We start from the raw sequence: 20211 nt of genomic DNA on the forward strand, positions 1-20211 counted from the left end.
CCGTTCCTATCATTTCGATAAGAACGGCCTCCGACCTGCAGAAATGCCGGTCGGGACGACAGGATTTGAACCTGCGACCCCTTGACCCCCAGCAGGAAGGGTTTCCCTATTCCTGCCTGAAATGCACTCACACACACGTCGTGCGTGTGCAGATTAGCACGTTTCGCGCTCCTCGTGCGGCAGCGCGCATGACGTGTGGTCCCCAGCTGGTCCCCAGGCCAGGGGCTTGACGGAGGGTCCGGGTGGCGTTCATATCTCCAGGGTAGCGCCACTCCAGCCGTGGATCCAGAGATTCCCGCGGATCGCCCAGGACGTCACCGGACAGAGGCCCGGCATCGCGGAGTTAAATCAATCCGACCCGAGCCGAAAGTCAGCCAGAATGGCCGCATCAAACCCAGACCCCATCTATCTCAACGAAATTCTCGGGGCTCGCTGTGGCGTATTCCGAGGGCCGGTCCGAGGCTCGGCGCCACCGCACCGCACGTGCTCCGGGTTGTACGAGCCCAACAGCCCACGGCCAACCGGCAGACCGCCTTCTCCTGGTCCCGCCGCCGCTCTTCGAAGCGGCGCCCCCGTGCGGGCCGACGCTGCGCGATCAAGCTGCCTTACCCACCGAACGCGCTCCGCGATCACCCTCGCGGCGTGTCGCCAGCGCGTGTCCCGGCCAGTCGATCTCGCTGTGCTCCACGCCCCGCCCCGCACGCTCTGCCGACTCACCCACCACTCCCGCAACTCTGGACACGCCATCACCACTTGGTTCGAGGAGGAGCCCATGGCGCAGTGTCCCAAGCGTGGTCGGGTGTATCGGCGGTGCGGGTGCAAGGACGGCAACACCGGGAAGCAGTTGGGTTCGTGGTGTCCGCGGCTGGCCGCCGATACGGCGCACGGCAGGTGGACGTACGCGGTGGACCTGGCGAGGGAGGACGGCAAGCGTCGGACTCGGCGACGGGGCGGGTTCGCCAGCCGGGCGGAGGCGGCCCGGGAGATGGCGCGGGTGCTGGATGCCGAGTACCGGGGCGTGTACGAGGATCGCACGCTGCGCGTCGGCCTGTTCCTGTACGAGTGGCTGGAGTCGAAGCGGCCAGCGCTGGCGCCGAACACCTGGGCAGGCTACCGGGCGTGCATCGAGCGCGACCTGGTCCCGGCGTTCGGCGGCATGCTGCTCCTCGACCTGCGGCCCAAGCACATCGACGCCTGGGTAAGCACGCAGATCGCCGCCGGCCGCGGGCGCACCACCGTTCACCACGCGGTGGCCATGCTGCGCAACGCCCTGAACCACGCGGTGCGGACGTGGCGGCTGCGCTACAACCCGGCCAAGCACTCCGTCCCGCCCAAGCCCCGTGCTGCGGTGCGTACTTGCTGGACTCCCGACCAGGCGGCGGCGTTCCTCCGCCACAACGCGGAGCACTACGCGGACCGGCTCACCGACCTGTTCGAGGTCATGCTCGGCACCGGCATGCGCCGCGGCGAGATTCTCGCCCTGCACTGGTCCGACGTCCACTTCATGGACCGCAAGCTCTACGTCCGCTGGACCCTAACCGCCGTGAACAACGGGAAGATCCACCTCGGCGAACCCAAGACCGAAGCCAGCCGCGCCTGGATCAGCCTCTCTCCCCGAGTGATGGCCGCCCTCCACCGCCAGGCAGCCCTCCAGATGGCCACCCATCTCAACAGCCGATTGGAAGGCCTGGTCTTCACCCGCCCAGACGGAGAGCCCCTGCGCCCCCAGTGGGTCCTCGAGCAACTCCGCAAACGCACCGCCGAACTCGACCTGCCTCGTATCGGCCTGCACGACCTGCGCCACACCGCGGCCAGCATCATGATCGCCGCCGGCATCCCCCTCGCCGTCGTCTCCAAGACCCTGCGCCACTCCAACCTCGCCATCACCGTCGACCTCTACGGCCACCTACTCAAGGACTCCGCCGACGAAGCCGTCGTAGCCCTGGCCGCCGCGCTTGACCGCGCTGATGCCGGACGCGAGCGGATCCCTCGGAGCTTGTGCCGGGCTGCGTAGGCCGCCTGAGCTTCAAACCAGTTGGCAGTGCGGCTGGTTGTACCAGGCGAACGCCGGAGCATGCAGGCCGATCCTGGGCGCGCCGCAGCCGACGCCGTTCACACAGTCCAGCTGATCCCCGAACAGCGAGGCATCTCCGCCGGCCAGAACGCGGAGGAGATCTGTCGGGCGGAGCAGGCCGCGCGCAGTGCCCTGGAAGGCAGGGTTCGTACCATCCTGGAGAAGCTGCTGGAGATCTGCCGGTACGTGACCACCAGGGAGGACCCCCGCAGCGGATGGCTACGTGTCGTCGCCACGGAGCACGGCCACAATCAAGGGACGAGAACCAACTCTGTCGGTGCCAAGACCCTTCGCCAAGCGCTGTCCGATCTCGATCTCGCCTTCACTTCCCTGGAAGACGACTTCAACGAGCAGGTCCAGATCGAGATCAAGGGAGTCGGCTTCTCCGAGCTCCGCAAGGACATCAATATCCGGATTCACACAGCCGAGAAGATCGTCAAAGTAATCCGCACCAGGCTCACGAAGATGCGCACCGGCGTCGCCCGGATCGGCGTGAAGCTGGACTGGAAGCCCAAGAACGAGTGGGCCGGGTTCGTCACGGACCTCGGGCAGGACGGCTTCTGACCGACCTACCCGAGGTGGCCGTATTCAGGCTTCGTGACGCGGGCCCTTCCCCGGCGGCGGGTCGAGTACGGTTCGGTACTCGTCGCCGGTCTCGCGGGCCTCCTCCATACGGTCGTAGATGTCGAGGATGAGGTCCTTGGTGCGGTAGGCGCCGCCGTGGGCGGCCTCGTCCCGCTTCTTGACAGTGGGGAATGCATCCATCACATACTCCACGTCCGCTCGGCTGATTCCGTAAGCGTGGAACATGGCCGCATCCAGCTCCCCGCGGAGCAGTTCGCGGCGCGCCTCGTCCCACCGGTAAGGAGCTCCTTCGTCCCCGTAGTCCTTGCCGAAGGCGGCCATGTCATGCGAGGTATAGGAGAGTTCCAGTACACGCGGAGTTAGCCAGTCCGCCAACCGCTCTTCCCCCGAGGCGCTGAACGGCAGCACCGCGTCCAGTGGCGGCACCGGGAACTGCATGACGTAACCGTAGGTCATCGAGGTACCGGCGACCTTCTGCCGGACGACGTAGTCGAAGGCGAACGACGCCACCACCCCGCTGAGCGCGGCGGCATCGGTTTCCACGAACATGAGCGGGAACTTGTGGCCGACGCCGAAGGCCGGGAGAGGCGTCCCGATCATGGTGCGGGTGTCCGTGGAACGGGCTACGTCCCGCCACCCCATCAGCCACCCCTTCCACCACTTGCGCTCAGCCAGCCGCGTCTCCACCCCCGCCCACATGATTCGGTTGCCCTTCTTGTCCCGCTTCCCCGAGTCCAGGTCGAACTCCGGCACCCAGTATCGAGGCATCGGAGCGAAGTCCGGATCGTCGTGTTGTTCCGGCGTCACGCGCGGGAGCGTGCCGACGTTGGCCTGGGCCTGGGTCTGGCCCTCGTACGTACCGAGGCGGTGGTCAAAGTGGTGGAGCATCTTCGCCTCGTACAGGGGCAGATAGCGGCGCGTCTTCCCCTCTTCGCCGATGCGCGTGAAGACGTTGCCGGTCAACTGCCAGCCCTCGTCAGCCAGTTCCTGCTTGCCCTTGAACAGGTGGGAGTCGTTGGACATGTGGAACATGGTCATGAACGTCAGACCCCACGGGTTGGTCCCGCCCCAGCCGTTCTCGTCCGGCTCCTTCATCAGCACCGGGACTCGGCGGTAGATCCCGAGGGTGATCTCCGCGTCCCGCCGGGTGCGGAACACCGGAAGCGTGCCCGTGTTGGGGTTGACCAGCAGGATCTCCTCCGGGGGCATGGCGAACCGCCGGCCGTCCAGGTCCTCCATGTACCGGGTGCCGAAGGCGAAGGACGCCTCGTCGACGCGCGCGCCGACGCCGGTGACGGTGAACAGGGAGAAACGCACGGAGTGGTGCACGTCCCGGCTGAGGATGAACGCCTCGTTCTCGAAGTCCAGGAACGACGCGAGCCGCGCCGTACGCACCAGGTCCGAGAAGAACGGCGCCGTCGTCGCGTCGGTGGCGATACCCGTCGGCAGGACCAGGCCCAGCCGGCCCGTCGGCGCGATGCCCAGCGAGGCCGCCTCGGCGAAGACGGCGTACGTGTTGACGTCGCCCCGTCCGGCCAGCGGAAAGCGGCCCGAGTCGCGCAGCAGATGGCTGACGCCCTCGGAGAGGCGGCGCGCGGCGATGAACTCGGTGTGCAGCGTGCAGTCCGTCTCCTCCTCGCTCTGGGCCAGCGCGTCGATCATGCGCTCGCGGACCGCCTTGTTCGCTGCGTTCGCGATCTTCTCGTCACGGGTGGCGAAGAACTCCTGTTCCTGCAGCTTGACCCGCTCCCACGGCGGATTCCCCAGCACACAACTGAACCCGCCCTTCCACCCAGTCCGCTCGTCCACCCCCGGCGCCTTCGCATTCGCCGGAACCCGGAACACCTCCGGGAACTCCAGATGCCAGTGGAAGAACCGGTACTCCTCCCGCAGCCGTACGACCTCCTCCACCGTGCCGTGCGGCAGGCTCGCGCCACCCTCCTCGGAGTGCAGCGCGAGCAGCGACCTCGTGGTCAGCGCGGGCGGCGTCACCGACTTCGTCTTCTTCCAGACGAACGCCGCGCACCACGCGTCGGCCAGCTCAAGTGCCCGGGTGTAGTCCGGGGAGGTGGTCAGCTCCCGATACGCCTTGGCCTGGTTCTGGACGTCCTCCAGCTCCTGCGAGTTCGTGCCCGTGATCGCCGAGACCTTCTCACCGAACTCCGCGTTGGACTCGGCCAGCACTTCCTCCTCCGCGAACAGCGCGTCCTGGTTCACCCCGTGGCGCAGCGCGACCTTCCACGCCGTCCGCTCCGCGGCGTTGCGCTTCCTCAGGTCGGTGACGTGCTTCGGCTCGTCGCCCTCCAGCGGCTTGAACGCATCGTCCGGCAGGCCCTCGGCCAGCAACTTCGGCGTCGTGCCCAGCAACCCGTTGCCGTGCTTGATGTGGGCGTCGAGGAAGGTGAGCGGCCGACCCGGCTCCATCGCCTCGATCCACAGGGACACCTTGGCCAGCTCCACAGCCATCTTGTTGAGGTCGACGCCGTATACGCACCGCGCGATCACGTCGCGCAGCGCGTGCCGTACGTCCTCGGCGCTCGGCTCGGGGTCGTCCGTGCGGATCTCGGCGAGGCGGCGGGCGATACGGCGGGCGGCGGCGACCAGGAAGTGGCCGGAGCCGCAGGCGGGGTCGCACACCGTCAGGGCGAGCAGCGCGTCCTCGCGCTCCTTCTTCGTCGTACCGGAGCGGACGGCCTGCTCGATGACCGGGTCGAGCGCGGAGTCGAGGAGGCAGTCGATGAGGGGGGACGGGGTGTAGTAGGAGCCGGAGGTCTTGCGGTCGTTGCCGTCCAGCTTGGCCAATACGTACTCGTTGCCCTCGCCAAGGCGCGGCTCCAGTTCGAGCAGGGACTCGTACACCGAGCCGAGCTCGTCGGCACCGAGGTGGCGGTAGTCGACCTTGCGGGGGCGGCCCAGCTTGGCGTCGTACACCTCGGACAGGGCATGTACGGCCTCGTACAGGGACTGGTTGGACAGGCTAAGGCCGTCCAGGATCGCGTCCGTGGCCGTGGGCTCGAACAGGCCGCCCAGCGCCGGGAGTCCGAGTTCCGGGCGGCCACCGGGAGTACCGAGGCCCTCGATGACCAGCCGCAGCGCCTGCCACTGGTCGCCGTGAAGGGTGCCGGTGCGGCGGGCGACGCGGCGCAGGCGGGCCGTAGAGAAGTACTTCTCGTACGTCTCGCGGGCCTTCTCGGTGGCGTCGGGGTGCAGGAGCAGGTCGCGGTCCTCGGTGACGAAGAGGAACAGCAGGCGGTAGGCGAGGCGCAGCAGGGCCGGGTGGAGGTCGTCGCGGACGTTCTTGTCGCGGGTGCGCAGGGCGTCGCGTAGGCCGGCGTTGTCGGGGTGGGCGATCAGGCCCGTGCCGATCACGGTCAGGGCCTTCTCGACGCCCTTGCGGAGTTCCTTCAGGGCGCGGGTGCCGCTATCGATGGCCTCGGTGCGCCACTTCTCCAGGGGGCAGGTCGCGGCCGGCTCGCCCTCGGCACGGGGCTCGAAGCGGGTGCGGTGCAGCAGGCGCCATAGGAGGACGAAGTCGTCGGAGCGGTCGCCGTCGAAAATCGCCTGGAGGTCGAACTCGATGAACGCGGCGCCGGTGAGGGACGCGGACTCGCGCAGCAGGCGCAGCTGGCAGCCGTTGGAGAGGACGCCCCAGAGGGTGGAGTCCGCCGAGCGGTTGAGGTACTCCTGCACCATCGACTGGGGGGCCTGCTTGGCCAGTTCAGTGGTACGCGTATCGAGGGGGACGTTCCAGCCGGTGAGGTGGACGGGGACGTGCGCCCAGCGGTGGCTGACCTCGAAGTCCTTCTCGCCGTCGTGGGAGGGCAGGCCGGGCGCGGGGACGGGGGTGAGGGCGCCGAAGCCGAGCTGCTCGAAGAGGGGCAGCAACCAGCGTTCGGTGGTGACGCCGACCGCGTGCACGCCAGGGTCGGCGTCGGCACCGTCGCGGGCCAGGGCGTCCTGGTAGGCGGCCCACACCCCGCGCAGGTAGCCCCAGGAGCGCTCGGCGGCGTCCCGTACCGAGTCGCCCTTGGCGTACAGGCGGTAGTCGGCGGGCTTGGAGCCGGTCTGCTCCTTGCCCTCCTTGATCCGGACCAGGAGGTCGTATGGCAGGAGGCCGCCGACGGTGGCGACGGTGTCGGTGACGAGGGTCCTGGCGGTGCTCATGCGCCCACTCCCTGGGAGAACGTCGGGGCCGGGCGGTAGTGGTACACGCCCAGGATGTCCGGGTCGCCCTGGGGGACGACCTTCAGGCCGGCGAGACGGGCGCGGGAGGCGGTGCGGACCCTGCGGTGCGAGGCCTCCAGGTTGCGACCCAACTCGGCCGACTGGTCTCGCAGTTCGGGCATGATCGCGGACAGGGCGGTCAGGATCTCGGCGATGTGCTCGGTGGCGAACTTCGGGTCGGTGTTCTGTGTGGCGCGGGCTTCGAGGAGGGCCACGGCCTCGTCCTCCGGAAGCCACTCTGGGGCGTCGGGCCTGCCGCGGTAAGCGACCACTCGGGCGTCCTCGGCGAGCTGCTCGCGCACCGAGCCGTCACGGGCGGGCAGGTTCAGCTGGAAGCGGTGGCGCACCAGCAGGAGCGTGGTGTTCCGCTCCACGGCCTTCGTACGGATGACTCCGCAACGGCGCGCCGGGCGCTGCCATTCCGGGACCTTGCCGGCGTCGTCCAGGGCCGCGTCCAGGACGAAGCGGGCGACGGCGGCGACCACCGGGTCCGTGCGGGTGAGGGCGGCCTCGCCGCGCGGGGCGCTGGGGGCGTCGTGGAAGACGACCGGGCGGGGGTGGCGGGGGCCGAGCGCGTGCGAGACGGTGTCGCGCAGGCCCAGCGGGAGGGCGTCGGTGTGCGCGGTGAAGCCGCCCTGCTTCGTGGCGGCGGGCATGCCGCGCAGGGCACCCAGGGCGCGGCGGGTGAAATCCCGTACCTCCTCGCCGGTACCGAGCGCGGCACGGACCTCGTCGACCTCGGCCGCCACCTCGGCCTTCTTGATGGTGAGCTGGGCGTACCGGGAGCGGTAGCGCTTCTCCCGCTCGGCGGAGGACTGCCAGGCGATCTCCAGCTGCTCGGCCACCTCCTCCTGCGCGAACAGCCCCTCCTGCTCGTACACCGGCCGCTCGCCGCGCAGGATCAGGCCCTCGAACACGGCCTGCATGGCGCTCTCGGACTCCTGCGGCACGGGCACGGAGATGCCGGTGACCCGGCGGATGCGCTCGTGCTTGCGGAGCAGGACGTTGAGGACGATGCCGTCGACCGGGTTGTCGGCGCCGTACAGGGTGAGCGCCTTGACGATGTCGGTGCGCTGACCGAAGCGGTCCACGCGGCCCTCGCGCTGCTCGTGGCGGGTCGGGTTCCACGCGAGGTCGTAGTGGACGACGGCGTCGAAGGACTCCTGGAGGTTGACACCCTCGGAGAGGCAGTCGGTGGCGACTAGGACGCGGCGCTCGGGCGCGGGGTTGCCTTCCTCGTCGGTGCCGGTCAGCTCGGCGATGCGGGTGACCCGCTGGTCGGGCGAGAGTCCGCCGGTCACGGAGGCCACCGCGACCAGGTGCTCGGTGCCCTTCTTGTTGAGGACCTTCTTGAGGTGGTCGGCCACGTAGTCGGCGGTCGCGATATAGCGGCAGAAGACGATGGGCCGGTAACCCTTGTCGAGGAGGTCGGAGACGGTGGTGATCAGCTTCTTCAGCTTGGCGTCGCGGGTCGGGCCGTAGAGCTTCTTGGCCGATTCGGCCATGGCGACCAGGCGGGCCCTCTCCTCGTCGTCGGCCTCGGTGCCGGTGGCCGCGGCTCCGGTGGCCGTGGGGAGGCGGGTGCCCGGTACAGCGTCCGCGGACTCGGGGGTCTCGCTGTCGGCCGGGTCGGAGACGGTGCGCTCCCCGGTGCGGTCCGCCTCGGCGGGGGTGTCCGCCTCCTCGACGCCGGCGCGCGTGTTCAGGGACTGCACGGCGGCGGCCGGGGAGGAGGACAGCGTGCGCAGCAGGGCGAGGGTCGACCACCAGCGCTGACGCTGCTGGAGGGCGCCGTCGGCCGCGCGTACGGTCTCGCGGGCGTAGGACAGGACCTCGTCGAGGAGCGTCTTGTAGTCGCGGTGCAGGGTGTAGGCGGTCTCGGCGGTGTCCCGGGAGGACGGGAAGTGCGCACCGTCCTGGAAGTCCTCGCGGATGTCGGCGCGGCGGCGCTGCACGAAGAACTCAGCGAGCAGCCTGCGGCCCGCGTCGGTGTCGAGGGGAGCGGCGGCCAGACGGTCGTCGAGCAGGCCGATCAGACGGCGGAAGGGCTCTTCCTTGCCGCTGTGCGGAGTGGCCGTCACGAGGAGGAGGTGGCGGTCGGTCCGGTCGGCGAGGGCGCGCAGCAGCGCGTACCGCTGCTGGGAGGAGCGGGCGGACGCGCCGACCGTGGTGTCGGAGACGCAGGAGTGCGCCTCGTCGACGATCACCAGGTCGGGGCAGTTTCGCAGAAAGTCCTCCCGGTGGCGGGGGGACTTGATGAAGTCGGTGGAGACGACGTACGCGCCGTCAGGGCGGAACACCGACTGGCCGTACGGGGTCTCGCGCACCAGACGGCCGATCGTGGACGGCAGCACGAGACGAGCGTCCACGCCGAACTTGCCGTACAGCTCGGCCCGCCACTGCTCGGCCAAGGCGGGCGAGCACAGCACAACCAGGCCTCGGGCATCACCCTGCGCCAGCAGCTCGGCGGCGATCAGCCCGGCCTCCACCGTCTTGCCGATGCCGACGTCGTCGGCGATCAGCAGCCGGACGGTGTCCTGGCGCAGCGCCATCAACAGCGGCACAAGCTGGTACGGGCGGGGGTCGACGGCGATCGAGGCGAGCGACCGGAAGGGGCCCGCGCCGGAGCGAAAGCCGATGCGCAGGGCGGTGCGCAGCAACCCGGCCGCCTGCTGGTCGCCCAGGTCGGAGGGAGTGGGCGGGGCGAAGGTGGCGGGGACGACGGTCTCCAGGCCGGGTAGGACGCCCGCGATGTCGTCGTCGGCGCCGCCGAGCGGGCGCAAAACGAGGAGGTCGGGTGTGGAGTCGGGCAGCACGACCCACTCGCGGCCCCGGGCGTGGACGAGGGAGCCGACGGCGTATTGCCGGGTCGACTGGGCGGCGGTGGTCATGCGGGCCTTCCGGGTCGGGGCGGTAGGGGTCGTTCGGGCGGGTCGGCCGGAGCAGTGGCCGGAGCACTCGTCGGCGGGCCGCGGGAGGGGGCGGGCCGATGGGGTCCGCCCCTCCCCGAGGTCAGCGGCGCGCGTCGCCGAACACCGAAGGGTAGTCGGCGACGGCCTTCGACCAGTCGTCGTCGTAGCGGATGCGGATGACCTCCCAGCCGATCTCCTTCAGCCGCTCGGCGGCCTCCTCGTCACGCAGGGTCGTCTCGGCGTGGTCGTGGTGCGGGCCGTCGACGAAGACCGCGACGGGGCCGAAGGAGGTGTCGTAGACGAAGTCCGGCTTGGACAGGGCCGCGCTCAGCCTGACCTGCTGGTGGTCGGGCAGGCGGTGGCCGTGGGTCCTGAGGTAGGCGACGAATCGCTCCTCCAGGGAGGAGTCGGCGCCCTCAATGAGCACGTCGGCCTGCTCGTCGCGGCTGCGGCCCGCATGGCTGGAGCCGACCTCGCCGCCCGCGAAGTCCATCAGCAGCTGCTTCACCAGGTGGCGGTCGATCATCCGATGGTGGCGCTGGTTGCCGAAGGAGAGCAGGCAGTCGTAGCAGCCCTTCTCGCACGGGTCGCCATTGCGCTTCTCGGCTCCCCGGTCGCGCCCGACCTGGTCGAAGTGCGCGATCTTCAGGGCCCGGCCGGCGGCGCGGGCAAGCGCGTCGGGCTCGGCCTGGAGGCGACGCAGGACGCCCGCGCCGCCCTCGGCGCTCTCGATGAACAGCAGCCGCTCGCGGGGCCCGTCATGCGGCGGCAGCTCCTCGGTGTCCAGCTCGGAGTCCTCCAGCTGGAACTCGGCCTCGATGCCCCGCTCCAGCGCGTACTGAAGGGTGATCGCGGTGTCCTTGTCGACGGGGGCCGCGAGCTTGAGGACGAGGATGTTGCGGGTGTCCTGGACGTACGGGATGACGGGGACCTTGCGCACGACCTTCTCCGCGTCGGCGAGGCCCTCGTCCTCCACCGGGGTCTCCCGGCCGGGCGCGCTCGTGCTCGGCCTGCCGGTGGAGCCGGCCAGCCACTGACCGGTGACCGGGTCGAGCCAGAAGCCGATGTCACCCTTGGCGACCGAGCGGCGGTAGCCCAGGTTGGTGAGACGGACGGTGGCGCTGTCGCCGTAGACCAGTTCGGCAAGGAGGCGGCCGGCCGCGGCCTTCGCCTCGGCGCGCAGCGAACCGTCCCGGCCGTCCTCATGCTGCTTGAAACGGTAGGAGATCTCCACCGCGTAGCCCGTGCGCTGGCGCTCCTCCTCGTCGGAGGAGATCCGGTCGCGCCGGTGGGTGAAGACAGTGTGCAGGTGCAGCAACCCGGTACGGGGGTCGCCGTACGAGGTGCCGCAGCCCAGGCAGGTGTCCTCGCGCCGCTCCTCGGGGGACAGATAACCGCAGCCCTGGCACACCTTGGCACTCTCGGTGGTCAGTTCGCCGCTGGTGTCCGGCGGCAGCTGCACCCGGTCCACCTTGAACCGGCTGCCCTCGTGGTAGATCAGCGCGCCCGGCCCGAACTCGCGGATCGCGATGAACCGGGACCGCTGGAGGTAGTCGCCGTCGTAGCCGCGGCTGGTGCGGCCGGTGCCGGGGATGTACGCGGCGAGCGGGAGCCGGGGGAAGGAGTAGCCGGGCAGGAAGCCCTCGGAGGCGAAGTAGCGGTACGGGTAGAAGTCGGACAGCACCGTGCGCTCGCCTCCCTGCCTGTTCTCCAGAAGGGCGATCTGGTTCTCCGCCTGGGCGCGGCGGCGGACGGCTTGAGCCTGGGAGCGGCCGGTCGCCGTGCGGTTGCGGATGTTGTCGTGCTGGATCTCCCGCTCCTCCAGGGCCTTGCGGTAGAGGTTACGCCAGCGTCCGCACTTCTCGTCGAAACGGCCGGGGGCCTTGGCGACGGTGTCCTCCAGCCACTGCTCGTGCCACCAGGACGTCTCGCGCAGGGCGTCGACGCAGCCCGCGAGGACGGTGCGGGCCCGCAGGAGGGCGCGCTGCTGGGCGGCCGAGCCGCCGATCTGCTCCCGCACCCCGGGCAGCAGCTCCAGCGAGGGGGTCTTGCCGTCGGTGTCGAGGATCTTGGTCATGGTGCGGCCGAGTTCTAGGCGGGTCTCGGCGAGCCAGATGGCGTGCACGTGCGAGGCGAGCAGGTCCTCGTTGGCCAGGTCGAGGCGGGGCGCGGCGACGGTGCCCGCGACCATCTGGTCGGAGCGGGTGAAGTAGTACTGGTCATGGCTGTTGCCGGTCGCGCAGTACGTGGTGACCAGCGCGGGCTGGCCCGAGCGGCCCGCGCGGCCCGAGCGCTGGGCGTAGTTCGCGGGGGTCGGCGGGACGTTGCGGAGGTTGACGGCGTTGAGGCTGGCGATGTCGACGCCGAGTTCCATCGTGGGCGAGCAGTACAGCAGGGGCAGCGGCAGCCCCTTGCTGAACATTTTCTCCCGTTCCTCGCGGACGTCGGGGTGGACCTGAGCGGTGTGCTCGGCAGCGTGCAGTCCGGCGAAGGTGGACGCGACCTCCTTGTAGAGCCCCTTGAAGAAGGCGTTGACGCGGGGGCCCCGGCCGGTGCGGTAGGTGCGGCGCAGCCGATCCACCGCGCCGTGGTCGTCGTCGCGGGTGTGCCAGCGGATCACCGGGTGGTGGATCTGGTAGCCGGGGTCCTCGCCCCGACCCTGGGTGATCCGGCTCAGGACACCTCCGTCGGCGAGGACCTCCAGCAGGTCGCGGATCACGTCCTGGGCGTCGTCGAGGGAAAGGTCGTGGCTCCAGTGCGGGAAGGTCTCCGGCTTGCGGACGTGGCGGCCGAAAGCGCCGCGGCCGGTGAGGTTCTTCTCGCTGCGGCTGCGATCAGGCCGCCCCACGCGCGGCAGGGCGACGGTCGGTGTGGGAGGTGCCGCCTCGGTGTCGGCGATCCCCCAGGCGTCGTTGAGCTTCGCCGACTCCTTTCGCAGCTCGTTGAACTTCGCCTCGGTGAAGTACGGGGTGTCCACGGCCCGCTGGCGGCGCAGCTCGTCCATGAGGACCCGGGCGAGATCGAGCCGGGTGGCGGGAGTGGCGGTGCGCAGCGGCTCTGCCGCCCGCTGCCAGCGCTCCTCGTCCTCGGCGATCTGGTCGAGCCCCGCGTACTCCAGCCCGAGCAGACCGGTCTGTTCCAGGTTGGGCATGGTGACCCGCCAGCCGCGCTCCAGGTCCAGGAAGAGCCGGTACTCGACCACCTGGGCCAGCGCGTCCCGCGTCTCCTCGGCGAGCGCCTCCACTTCGGTGGGGTTGTTGGCGTACTCGTGCGGGGCCAGCCCCATGGCCTCGACGACCTCCTCGCCCAGCCGCTTCCAGCGCAGCCCCTTATCCCTCGCCTTCAGCATCGCGCGGTACAGCGCACCCCGCAGCTGGGTGACCATCACGAAGTCGTTGAAGTGACCGGACTGCAGGCTGGCGTCCTGCCGGTTGTCGACGAAGGTGAGCAACTTGCGTGCGTCCTTGCCGAGTTCCTTCTCCGGCAGGCTCTTCAGGTGGCGCACGATGGAAGCGCTGACGACAGACGTGGCTGTGGACCGGCCCTCCTGGTCGAGCGTCATCAGCTTGGCGAAATCCCGCTCCCGCACTTCCTCGTAGCTGACCCCGCACTCAAGGCAGAACAGGAATGGGGCGGGCACATAGGCGGCGTACAGGCCGTCCCCGTCCCTGTTCACGGCCGTGCCGTCGGGCCTCACCCACACGGGCTGTGGAGCGCGCTTCTTGCGGCTCGCGGTGAGGACGGGCGTGCCCTTCTTCGGGTCGAGGGTGAGCCAGCTGTCGGGGAAGCGGCGCTGGTCGATCGCGTCGGTGACACGCTCGGGCCAGGGGTTGGCGGCCGAGAGGTAGAGGTAGCCCTGCTCGTCGTCCGCGTCCTCACGGGTGCGGAAGGAGACCGTGCCGTCGTCGCTCTGCTCGCGGGCCACGGTGAGGTACTCCTGGCCGCACTCACGGCAGAAGGACAGCGGCAGCAGGAGCTTCTCCGGCTCTCCGGGCACCCGCTGCTGGTAGGTGCGGGTGATGTGGCGGCTGTCCGCCGGCTCCAGGGAGACGTACGCCGAGCCACCCTTGGAGAGGAACTGGTGGAGGCGGAACGCGAACAGCGCGCGGTCGTCGGCGTCGCGGACCTGTGTGCCGGCCCGGAGGGTGGACCGGATGGCCTTGGCGCAGGCGATGTACGGCTCGTCCTCGGGCGCGTCGCGCGGGATGTCGAAGGCGTCCTCGCGTAGGACGCGCGCGGCGAGCTCCACGGTGGTGGGCTTGGCGCGCACCAGCAAGCGGGTGCCGTCCTCGTCGGTGGTCTCGGTCAGGCCGAAGGCGGTCTCGACCCAGTGGGCCAGAGGGTCGGCCTCAAGTGCGTCGTACTCCAGCGGAGGGTTGTTCTCCATCACGCGGGCGGCGAGTTCGGCACGTGTGGGGGTCGTGTCGCCGGTCGCGCGGACCAGGGTCTCGCCCACCACCCGGTCTGGGGAGATCTCCGTGTCGAACAGGGTGGAGGCGACCTCGGCGACCTCACGGCGGCGGGCGGCGGGGGTGCCTTTGGTGGACATGGTGGCGGAGGTGCCGACGCACTGCAGGGCGGGCGACTCGCAGGCCTCGCGCACGCGCCGGACCAGCAGGGCGACGTCGGCGCCCTGACGGCCGCGGTAGGTGTGCAGTTCGTCCAGGACGAGGAAGCGCAGGCCCTTGGCCCGGCCGATGAGACGCTTGCGCTCCTCGGGGCGAGTGAGCATCAGCTCCAGCATCACGTAGTTGGTGAGCAGGATGTCCGGGGGGGTGTCGAGGACCGCGTCCTTCTCGGACTGCTTCTCCTGGCCGGTGTAACGGGCGTACGTGACGGGCTCGTTGCCCACGCCGTATCCGTCGGTGAGGAACTTCCTCAGCTCGCCCCGCTGGCTGTTGGCCAGCGCGTTCATCGGGTAGACAATGATCGCCTTGATGCTCGGGGGGTCTCCGGGCCGCTTCTCGCTCAGGATCCGGCTGACGATGGGCACGATGTAGCCGAGGCTCTTTCCGGAACCGGTGCCGGTCGTCAGGACGTACGAGTCCTTCGAGTCGGCGGCCTCGATGGCATCGCGCTGGTGCTGGTGGAAGCGGATGGGACGGATCGTCGTGCCCCGCTTGTCCTTGCCGGTGCGGAAGATCCGCTTGCACTCGGGGTGGAGGAGGCCGAGGTCGTCGGCGAGGTGGTCGACGGTGCCGCCGCTCGCGAAGCTCGGGTTGAGCGAGAGCCAGGGGTCAGGCCACTGGTCGCCGTCGGCAAGGGACTTGGACACCTTCTCGCCGATCCGCGGGTCGTCGATCACCACCGAACCGGACGTGTATTCCTTGTAGTCCTGGATGAGCCGACGGTGCACCTCGAAGACGTCCACGTGATCCTCACTAGCTCCCGACGTAATCCCCGCATCACCGTAGCGGGTGCGGCGCGCGGGACGAACCGCCCCGCCTTCACCCCATTAGAGCAATAGCGTGTGAACTAAGTCAACGAACAAAGCGCCGCGCGGGCGGCATTCGAAGCACCACCGTGTCACACTCTTCCCGACACCAGCCCGGGCAGGGCACGGCAGGGCACGGAGGGGACGGGCCGCAGCGCGAATGGACACCGGAACACTGATCGCCGGTCGCTACCGGATCAAACGCCTCATCGGCCGGGGCGGCATGGGAGTCGTCTGGCTCGCCCACGACGAGAACCTGGGCCGCGACGTGGCATTGAAGACCATGAACGTCGATCCGGGACTCACGGTGGAGCAGCGCGCCCGCGACGCCGAAAGGTTCCGCCGGGAGGCGCAGGCCGTCGCGCGACTCGACCATACGGGCCTCGCCACCGTCTACGATCTCGGCGAGGAGAACGGCACCCGCTTTCTCGTCATGCAGTACGTGATCGGGCCCCCGCTCGACGACCGGATCGCCGAGGAGGGCCCGCTCTCCATCGAGGAGATCGCGTCGGTCGGCGTCCAGATCGCCTCCGTCCTGGGCTCGGTGCACGCTCGCGAGGTCGTGCACCGCGACCTCAAGGGCAGCAACGTCGTGATCCGCACGGACGGCGTGGTTAAGGTCCTGGACTTCGGCGTCGCCGCCTTCCTCGACCCGGGCACCACAGGCCTCACCACGACCGGTGAGCACCCCGGCAGCCTGGAGTGCATGGCACCGGAACAGGTGCAGGGCAAGCCGGTCGACCCCCGCACCGATCTGTACGCGCTGGGCTGTCTGCTGTACGCGATGCTGACGGGCGAACCGGTCTTCACGCACGAGTCCGAACTGATGCTGCCCGGCATGATCCTTGAGCAGCCGCCCGTACCGCCCGGAAGGCTCCGCGCAGGCATCCCCTCCGAACTGGAGGACCTGGTGCTCCAGTTGCTGGCCAAGGACCCCGACGAGCGCCCCGCCCACGCCGGCGAGGTGTGGCAGCGTCTCGCCGTGTGGCTACCCGAGCGCCGTACCCCCGAACAGGCACTCGTCCCATGGGCCGAAGTGGACCCGCTGCGGCCCTTCACCCACCCGATGGGGCCCGAAGCCCGGCCTGTGCGGGCATGGGCAACATCGGGGCGGAACAGCCGACCCGGGCGGACGGGGGCAACGCCAGGGCGGCACAACCAGCCGTCGCGCTGACCCGCGCGCCTGACCGACCAGAACGCGACGTACGCCCCCAAACCCGCCATGGTGCATCTGTGAACAAAGTCAATGGTCATGTACGCTGACCGATGCAGTTCAGAGGAAGGGTGGCTTGATCACACACCCATGACCGAGGGGAAAGTCCTCCCTCCACCAGAAATGCCCTGGGAGTGTAGATGTCCACGTCGCGCGCCGTACCGGTGACCTTGGCCGAAATCGCCCGCCTTGCGGGTGTGGGACGAGCCGCGGTGAGCAACTGGCGGCGGCGGCATCCGTCCTTCCCTGAGCGGATCGCCGGCACCGACACCAACCCTCAGTTCTCCTTGACCGACATCGAGGGCTGGCTGCGCGACAACAAGAAGTTGAAAAAGTCCGCCGAGAGGGAATGGCTATGGCCCGGTTTCGAGGCGCTCGGCGGGCGTGACGAGACCGGGGCCGCGATCGCCGAGGTAGGACGGCTCCTCTCCAGGCGGGCGAACGACGAAGGCGAGGAGATCCGTGCCGACACACGGGCGCTGATCGAACGGGCCGTGGATCTCGGACAGCGTGAAGGGGGCACGGAAACGTTCGCGTTTCTGCTGCGCCGTTGGCTCGACGTCCATGTGCGCCAGATCGCCACGACCCCGGAACCGCTGGCATCCCTCATGGCACAACTCGCCCTCAGGGCCGCCAACGACGTGGCGGGCGACAGCCCAGGCAGCTCCGGCGACACAACGGTCATGGACCCTGCGTGTGGCCCCGGGCATCTCCTCCTGGCCGCGGCCGACGCCGTGAGGGCGTCCGGCACAGGGGCACTCACGCTGCTCGGCAGTGACCGGGACGCCGTCCTCGCCTCGCTGGCGGACTCCCGCATGGCCCTCGCCGAGAGCGAGGGCCACGGGCAGAAGGAGTGGGCGCAGGTCTCCGTACGGGCTGCGGACTCCCTACGCGACGACCCGTTCTCCGGCACCTCCGCCGACATCGTCCTGTGCAACCCGCCCTTCAACGAACGGGACTGGGGATACGAGGAGTTGGCCACCGACGCCCGCTGGGGCCACGGCCTTCCCCCGCGCACCGAGCCCGAACTCGCCTGGGTCCAGCACTGCCTGGCACAGCTGCGGCCGGGCGGCACCGCGGTACTACTGCTGCCGCCCGCCGTCGCGGCCAGAAAGGCCGGCCGCCGCATCCGCGGCTCGCTGCTGCGCACCGGGCAACTGCGAGCCGTCGTCGCATTGCCGCCGGGCTGCGCCGCCCCGCACAGCGTCTCCCTGCACCTGTGGGTACTGCGGATGCCCGCCCACGGGGAAGGCACACCGGTGGGCGATCGGCTGCTGGTCGCCGACGCCGCCTCGCGCTTCCCCCGGGACCCGGAGGAGAAGTGGACCCCCGACTGGGCAGCAATCAGCGCTTTCGTGCGCGAGGCCGTCGAAGAGGCCGACTCCCCGCAGGCCCCTGCCTATGTGCGACAGGTGCCCGTCATCGAACTCCTCAACGACGAGGTCGACCTCACCCCTGGACGCCACATCGCCCCGTCGCCGGTGGACACGGCACCCCGACTGGCCGAATCCTGGCGGGAATTCACCGGGCTCACCGCGCACGTGAACAAGTTGGCCAGGCTGCTCGCGGCGCTCGACCTCGCCACGGCCGAGGCGGACACACCGACCGCAACCACAGTCGCCGAGCTCGCCCGAGCCGGAGCGCTCACCCTGCGCGGCGGCCAGCAGCCGCCGGAGGAATCGATCCACGCCGGCCCGCCGTCCGACGACGACATCCCCCTCCTCACCGTCCCCGATCTTCTGGTAGACGGCGAACCCCGAAGTTGGCTCGCTCCCGGCACCGCGGCGGCCGGAGAGGCCGTCATCGCCGAACCCGGGGACATCGTGGTGGTGGGCGTCGCCCGCGCCTTCTCCGCCTGGGTCAACGAGGGGCCACCGACCGCCCTTGGTCCCCAACTGCATGCCGTGCGAGTACAGCCCGAACAGCTCGACGCCTGGTTCCTAGCCGGTTCACTACGGGCTCCCGCCAATGCCCGGCAGGCCGGCACCCACACCACGAGCTCCTCCCGCATCGACGTCCGCCGTCTCCAGATCCGCCAGATCCCTCTCGGAGAACAGCGGCGCTACGGAGAGGCGTTCCGCGAACTCACCGCCTTCGAACGGCTCTTGCGTCGCGCAGCCGACCTCGGCACGAGCCTCGTCCGCGATCTCGGCGACGAGCTGGCGGCGGGGCGGCTGGCCAACCGGGCGTAGCACATCGGCTCGCCAACACCAGTCAGCGTCACGCCTCCCTGCGCCGGGGCTCGGCCAGGCGGGCCGTGAGCTGGGCGTCGACCGCGCGGCGTAGGGCCTCGACACGAGCCGCGAGTTCCGCTGGCAGGCCAGCGGCCGTCCGGCCCGCCGTGTCGACCGCCGCGATGACCGCCTCCAGTTCCCCGAAGGCGAGTCGACATTCAGCCATGCGCAGCCGAATCAGCGCGCGATCGGCCTGCTCGGCCGGCCCGTCCCCATGAATGAGACCGTCGTCGACGGCCTGATAGAGGCGGGCCGCAGCGCCGAAATTGCCGGAGAGGCGGAATCCGTCCGCAGCCCCCTGCCACACGCGACGCACCAGAGGGCGCTTCTCACCCCACTCCTCGCGGACCCGTTCTGTCAGACCGTGCAGCCGGTCGATCGCGTCGCCCGGCTCACCGGTCGCGATCTCCGATTCGGCCTGCGCGCAGAGCTGTTCCACTACGCGGGCGTCCAGCCACTCATCTGCTGGTGCGGACGCGACAGGCAGCGTGAGAGCGACCGGGCGCAGACGAGCAGCCCGGTCCCGCGGCCGACGCATGGGGGCTGTGGGGTCGGGGTGGGTGCGGGGCCGGGGCTCGGGATCGCCAACCCCCGGGGCGAACGGGTCGAGGACTTCCAGGACCTCGTCAACGGCCGGGCGCTGCTCGGGCTTCTTGGCGAGCATGCGCAGCACCAGATCGTCGATCGGCTCCGGGATGCCCGCGGCGTACGTGCTCGGTGGCAGCGGCACCTCGTTGAGGTGCTTGTCGGTCAGGCCGGACTCCGCGCCGAGCGGGAACGGGGGCCGCCCGGTGAGGAGCTCGTAGAAGATGCAGCCGAAGCAGTAAACATCCGTGCGCGTGGTGGGCTCGCGCTCCAGGAGCTGCTCCGGCGCCAGATAACCGCGGGTGCCAAGCGTCGAACCGTGCGCCGTGTAACGGGTGACGTCGGCGTGCAGCGGCCTGGCGATGCCGAAGTCGATGAGGACGACCCACCCCTCTTCATCGATCATGATGTTCGCGGGCTTGAGGTCCCGGTGTACGACCGGGAGCGTATGTGCGCAGGCCAACGCCCCTGTCACCTGGATGGCGACGGCGACCGCCGTGGCCAGGGGCAGGGGGCTGTGCTCGTCAAGGAAGGTCCGCAGACTCACTCCGGTCACCAGGCGCATGGCGATGTAGGGGACACCCTGGTGCGATCCGCTCCCGTACAGTTCGGTGATTCCCCGGTGGTCGAGCGTGCCTAGGAGGTTGGCCTCGCGCCGGAACCGGGCGTTCCTGACGGCGAGTTCGGCATCTCGCTCGTACGGGTCGAGGCAGTACAGGGCCTCGGAGTCGTGGCGCAGGAACTTCACCGCCGCCTCCCGCCCCCCGGACACCTCTCGGGCCCGCCAGACCTGGGCCATCCCACCCTTGCCCAGAGAGTTCTTCAACTCGTAGCGCCCGTCGACCAGATCACCCACGCCGGGCCTGTACGTATCCGCGTCCACCACTGTGCCCCTTCGCACCACTGCGCATCAGACCCACCAGCGTAGCGTGAAAGATTCTGAACACGGG

Annotated in this window: 8 protein-coding genes and 1 pseudogene; 5 read left to right on the forward strand and 4 right to left on the reverse strand. The window is 69.8% G+C overall.

The annotated features are described in order from the left end of the window. Window positions 1–772: 772 nt before the first annotated feature. The 3 genes and pseudogenes from ACFU9E_RS33570 to ACFU9E_RS33580 form a co-directional block, all read left to right on the forward strand. Window positions 773–985: pseudogene (locus ACFU9E_RS33570) on the forward strand (Arm DNA-binding domain-containing protein); the annotation flags it as partial. A 9-nt stretch (window positions 986–994) separates the two neighbouring features. Further along, window positions 995–2014, forward strand: a complete 1020-nt coding sequence (xerC, locus tag ACFU9E_RS33575; RefSeq protein WP_380680512.1) for a tyrosine recombinase XerC — start codon at window positions 995–997, stop codon at window positions 2012–2014. A 60-nt stretch (window positions 2015–2074) separates the two neighbouring features. After that, window positions 2075–2638, forward strand: a complete 564-nt coding sequence (locus ACFU9E_RS33580) for a hypothetical protein (protein WP_380680510.1) — start codon at window positions 2075–2077, stop codon at window positions 2636–2638. A 24-nt stretch (window positions 2639–2662) separates the two neighbouring features. On the opposite strand, the gene ACFU9E_RS33585 is transcribed toward ACFU9E_RS33580, so the two are convergent. The 3 genes from ACFU9E_RS33585 to ACFU9E_RS33595 all read right to left on the reverse strand — a co-directional run bounded on the left by ACFU9E_RS33585 (window position 2663) and on the right by ACFU9E_RS33595 (window position 15166). After that, window positions 2663–6823, reverse strand: a complete 4161-nt coding sequence (locus ACFU9E_RS33585; RefSeq protein ID WP_380680507.1) for an Eco57I restriction-modification methylase domain-containing protein — start codon at window positions 6821–6823, stop codon at window positions 2663–2665. Further along, window positions 6820–9774: a helicase-related protein gene (locus ACFU9E_RS33590; protein ID WP_380680504.1), complete on the reverse strand. Its 2955-nt coding sequence runs from the start codon at window positions 9772–9774 to the stop codon at window positions 6820–6822. The genes ACFU9E_RS33585 and ACFU9E_RS33590 overlap by 4 nt, the downstream gene beginning before the upstream one ends. Window positions 9775–9895: 121 nt before the next feature. Next, window positions 9896–15166 carry a DEAD/DEAH box helicase gene (locus tag ACFU9E_RS33595; RefSeq protein WP_380680501.1) on the reverse strand — a complete coding sequence of 1757 codons (5271 nt, stop codon included), beginning with the start codon at window positions 15164–15166 and terminating at the stop codon, window positions 9896–9898. A gap of 223 nt (window positions 15167–15389) precedes the next feature. Here ACFU9E_RS33595 and ACFU9E_RS33600 point away from each other — a divergent pair, with 223 nt between their 5' ends. Together ACFU9E_RS33600 and ACFU9E_RS33605 are read left to right on the forward strand one after the other, a co-directional pair. Further along, window positions 15390–16403, forward strand: a complete 1014-nt coding sequence (locus tag ACFU9E_RS33600; RefSeq protein ID WP_380680498.1) for a serine/threonine-protein kinase — start codon at window positions 15390–15392, stop codon at window positions 16401–16403. A 179-nt stretch (window positions 16404–16582) separates the two neighbouring features. Further along, entirely contained in the window at window positions 16583–18634 is a 2052-nt protein-coding gene (locus ACFU9E_RS33605; protein ID WP_380680495.1) for an N-6 DNA methylase, read from the forward strand. A 28-nt stretch (window positions 18635–18662) separates the two neighbouring features. Here ACFU9E_RS33605 and ACFU9E_RS33610 read toward each other — a convergent pair whose 3' ends face one another. Beyond that, on the reverse strand, window positions 18663–20117 hold the full coding sequence (locus tag ACFU9E_RS33610; RefSeq protein ID WP_380680493.1) for a protein kinase: 1455 nt from the start codon (window positions 20115–20117) through the stop codon (window positions 18663–18665). Window positions 20118–20211: the final 94 nt, after the last annotated feature.

The organism is Kitasatospora sp. NPDC057595, assembly GCF_042800875.1.
Taxonomy (GTDB): Bacteria; Actinomycetota; Actinomycetes; order Streptomycetales; family Streptomycetaceae; genus Kitasatospora.

Bases quoted from the DNA above. Each gene is read 5' to 3' on its own strand.
- ACFU9E_RS33580 (WP_380680510.1), top strand. From the start codon at position 2,075: ATGCAGGCCGATCCTGGGCGCGCCGCAGCCGACGCCGTTCACACAGTC.
- ACFU9E_RS33585 (WP_380680507.1), bottom strand. From the start codon at position 6,823: ATGAGCACCGCCAGGACCCTCGTCACCGACACCGTCGCCACCGTCGGC.
- ACFU9E_RS33590 (WP_380680504.1), bottom strand. From the start codon at position 9,774: ATGACCACCGCCGCCCAGTCGACCCGGCAATACGCCGTCGGCTCCCTC.
- ACFU9E_RS33600 (WP_380680498.1), top strand. From the start codon at position 15,390: ATGGACACCGGAACACTGATCGCCGGTCGCTACCGGATCAAACGCCTC.
- ACFU9E_RS33605 (WP_380680495.1), top strand. From the start codon at position 16,583: ATGTCCACGTCGCGCGCCGTACCGGTGACCTTGGCCGAAATCGCCCGC.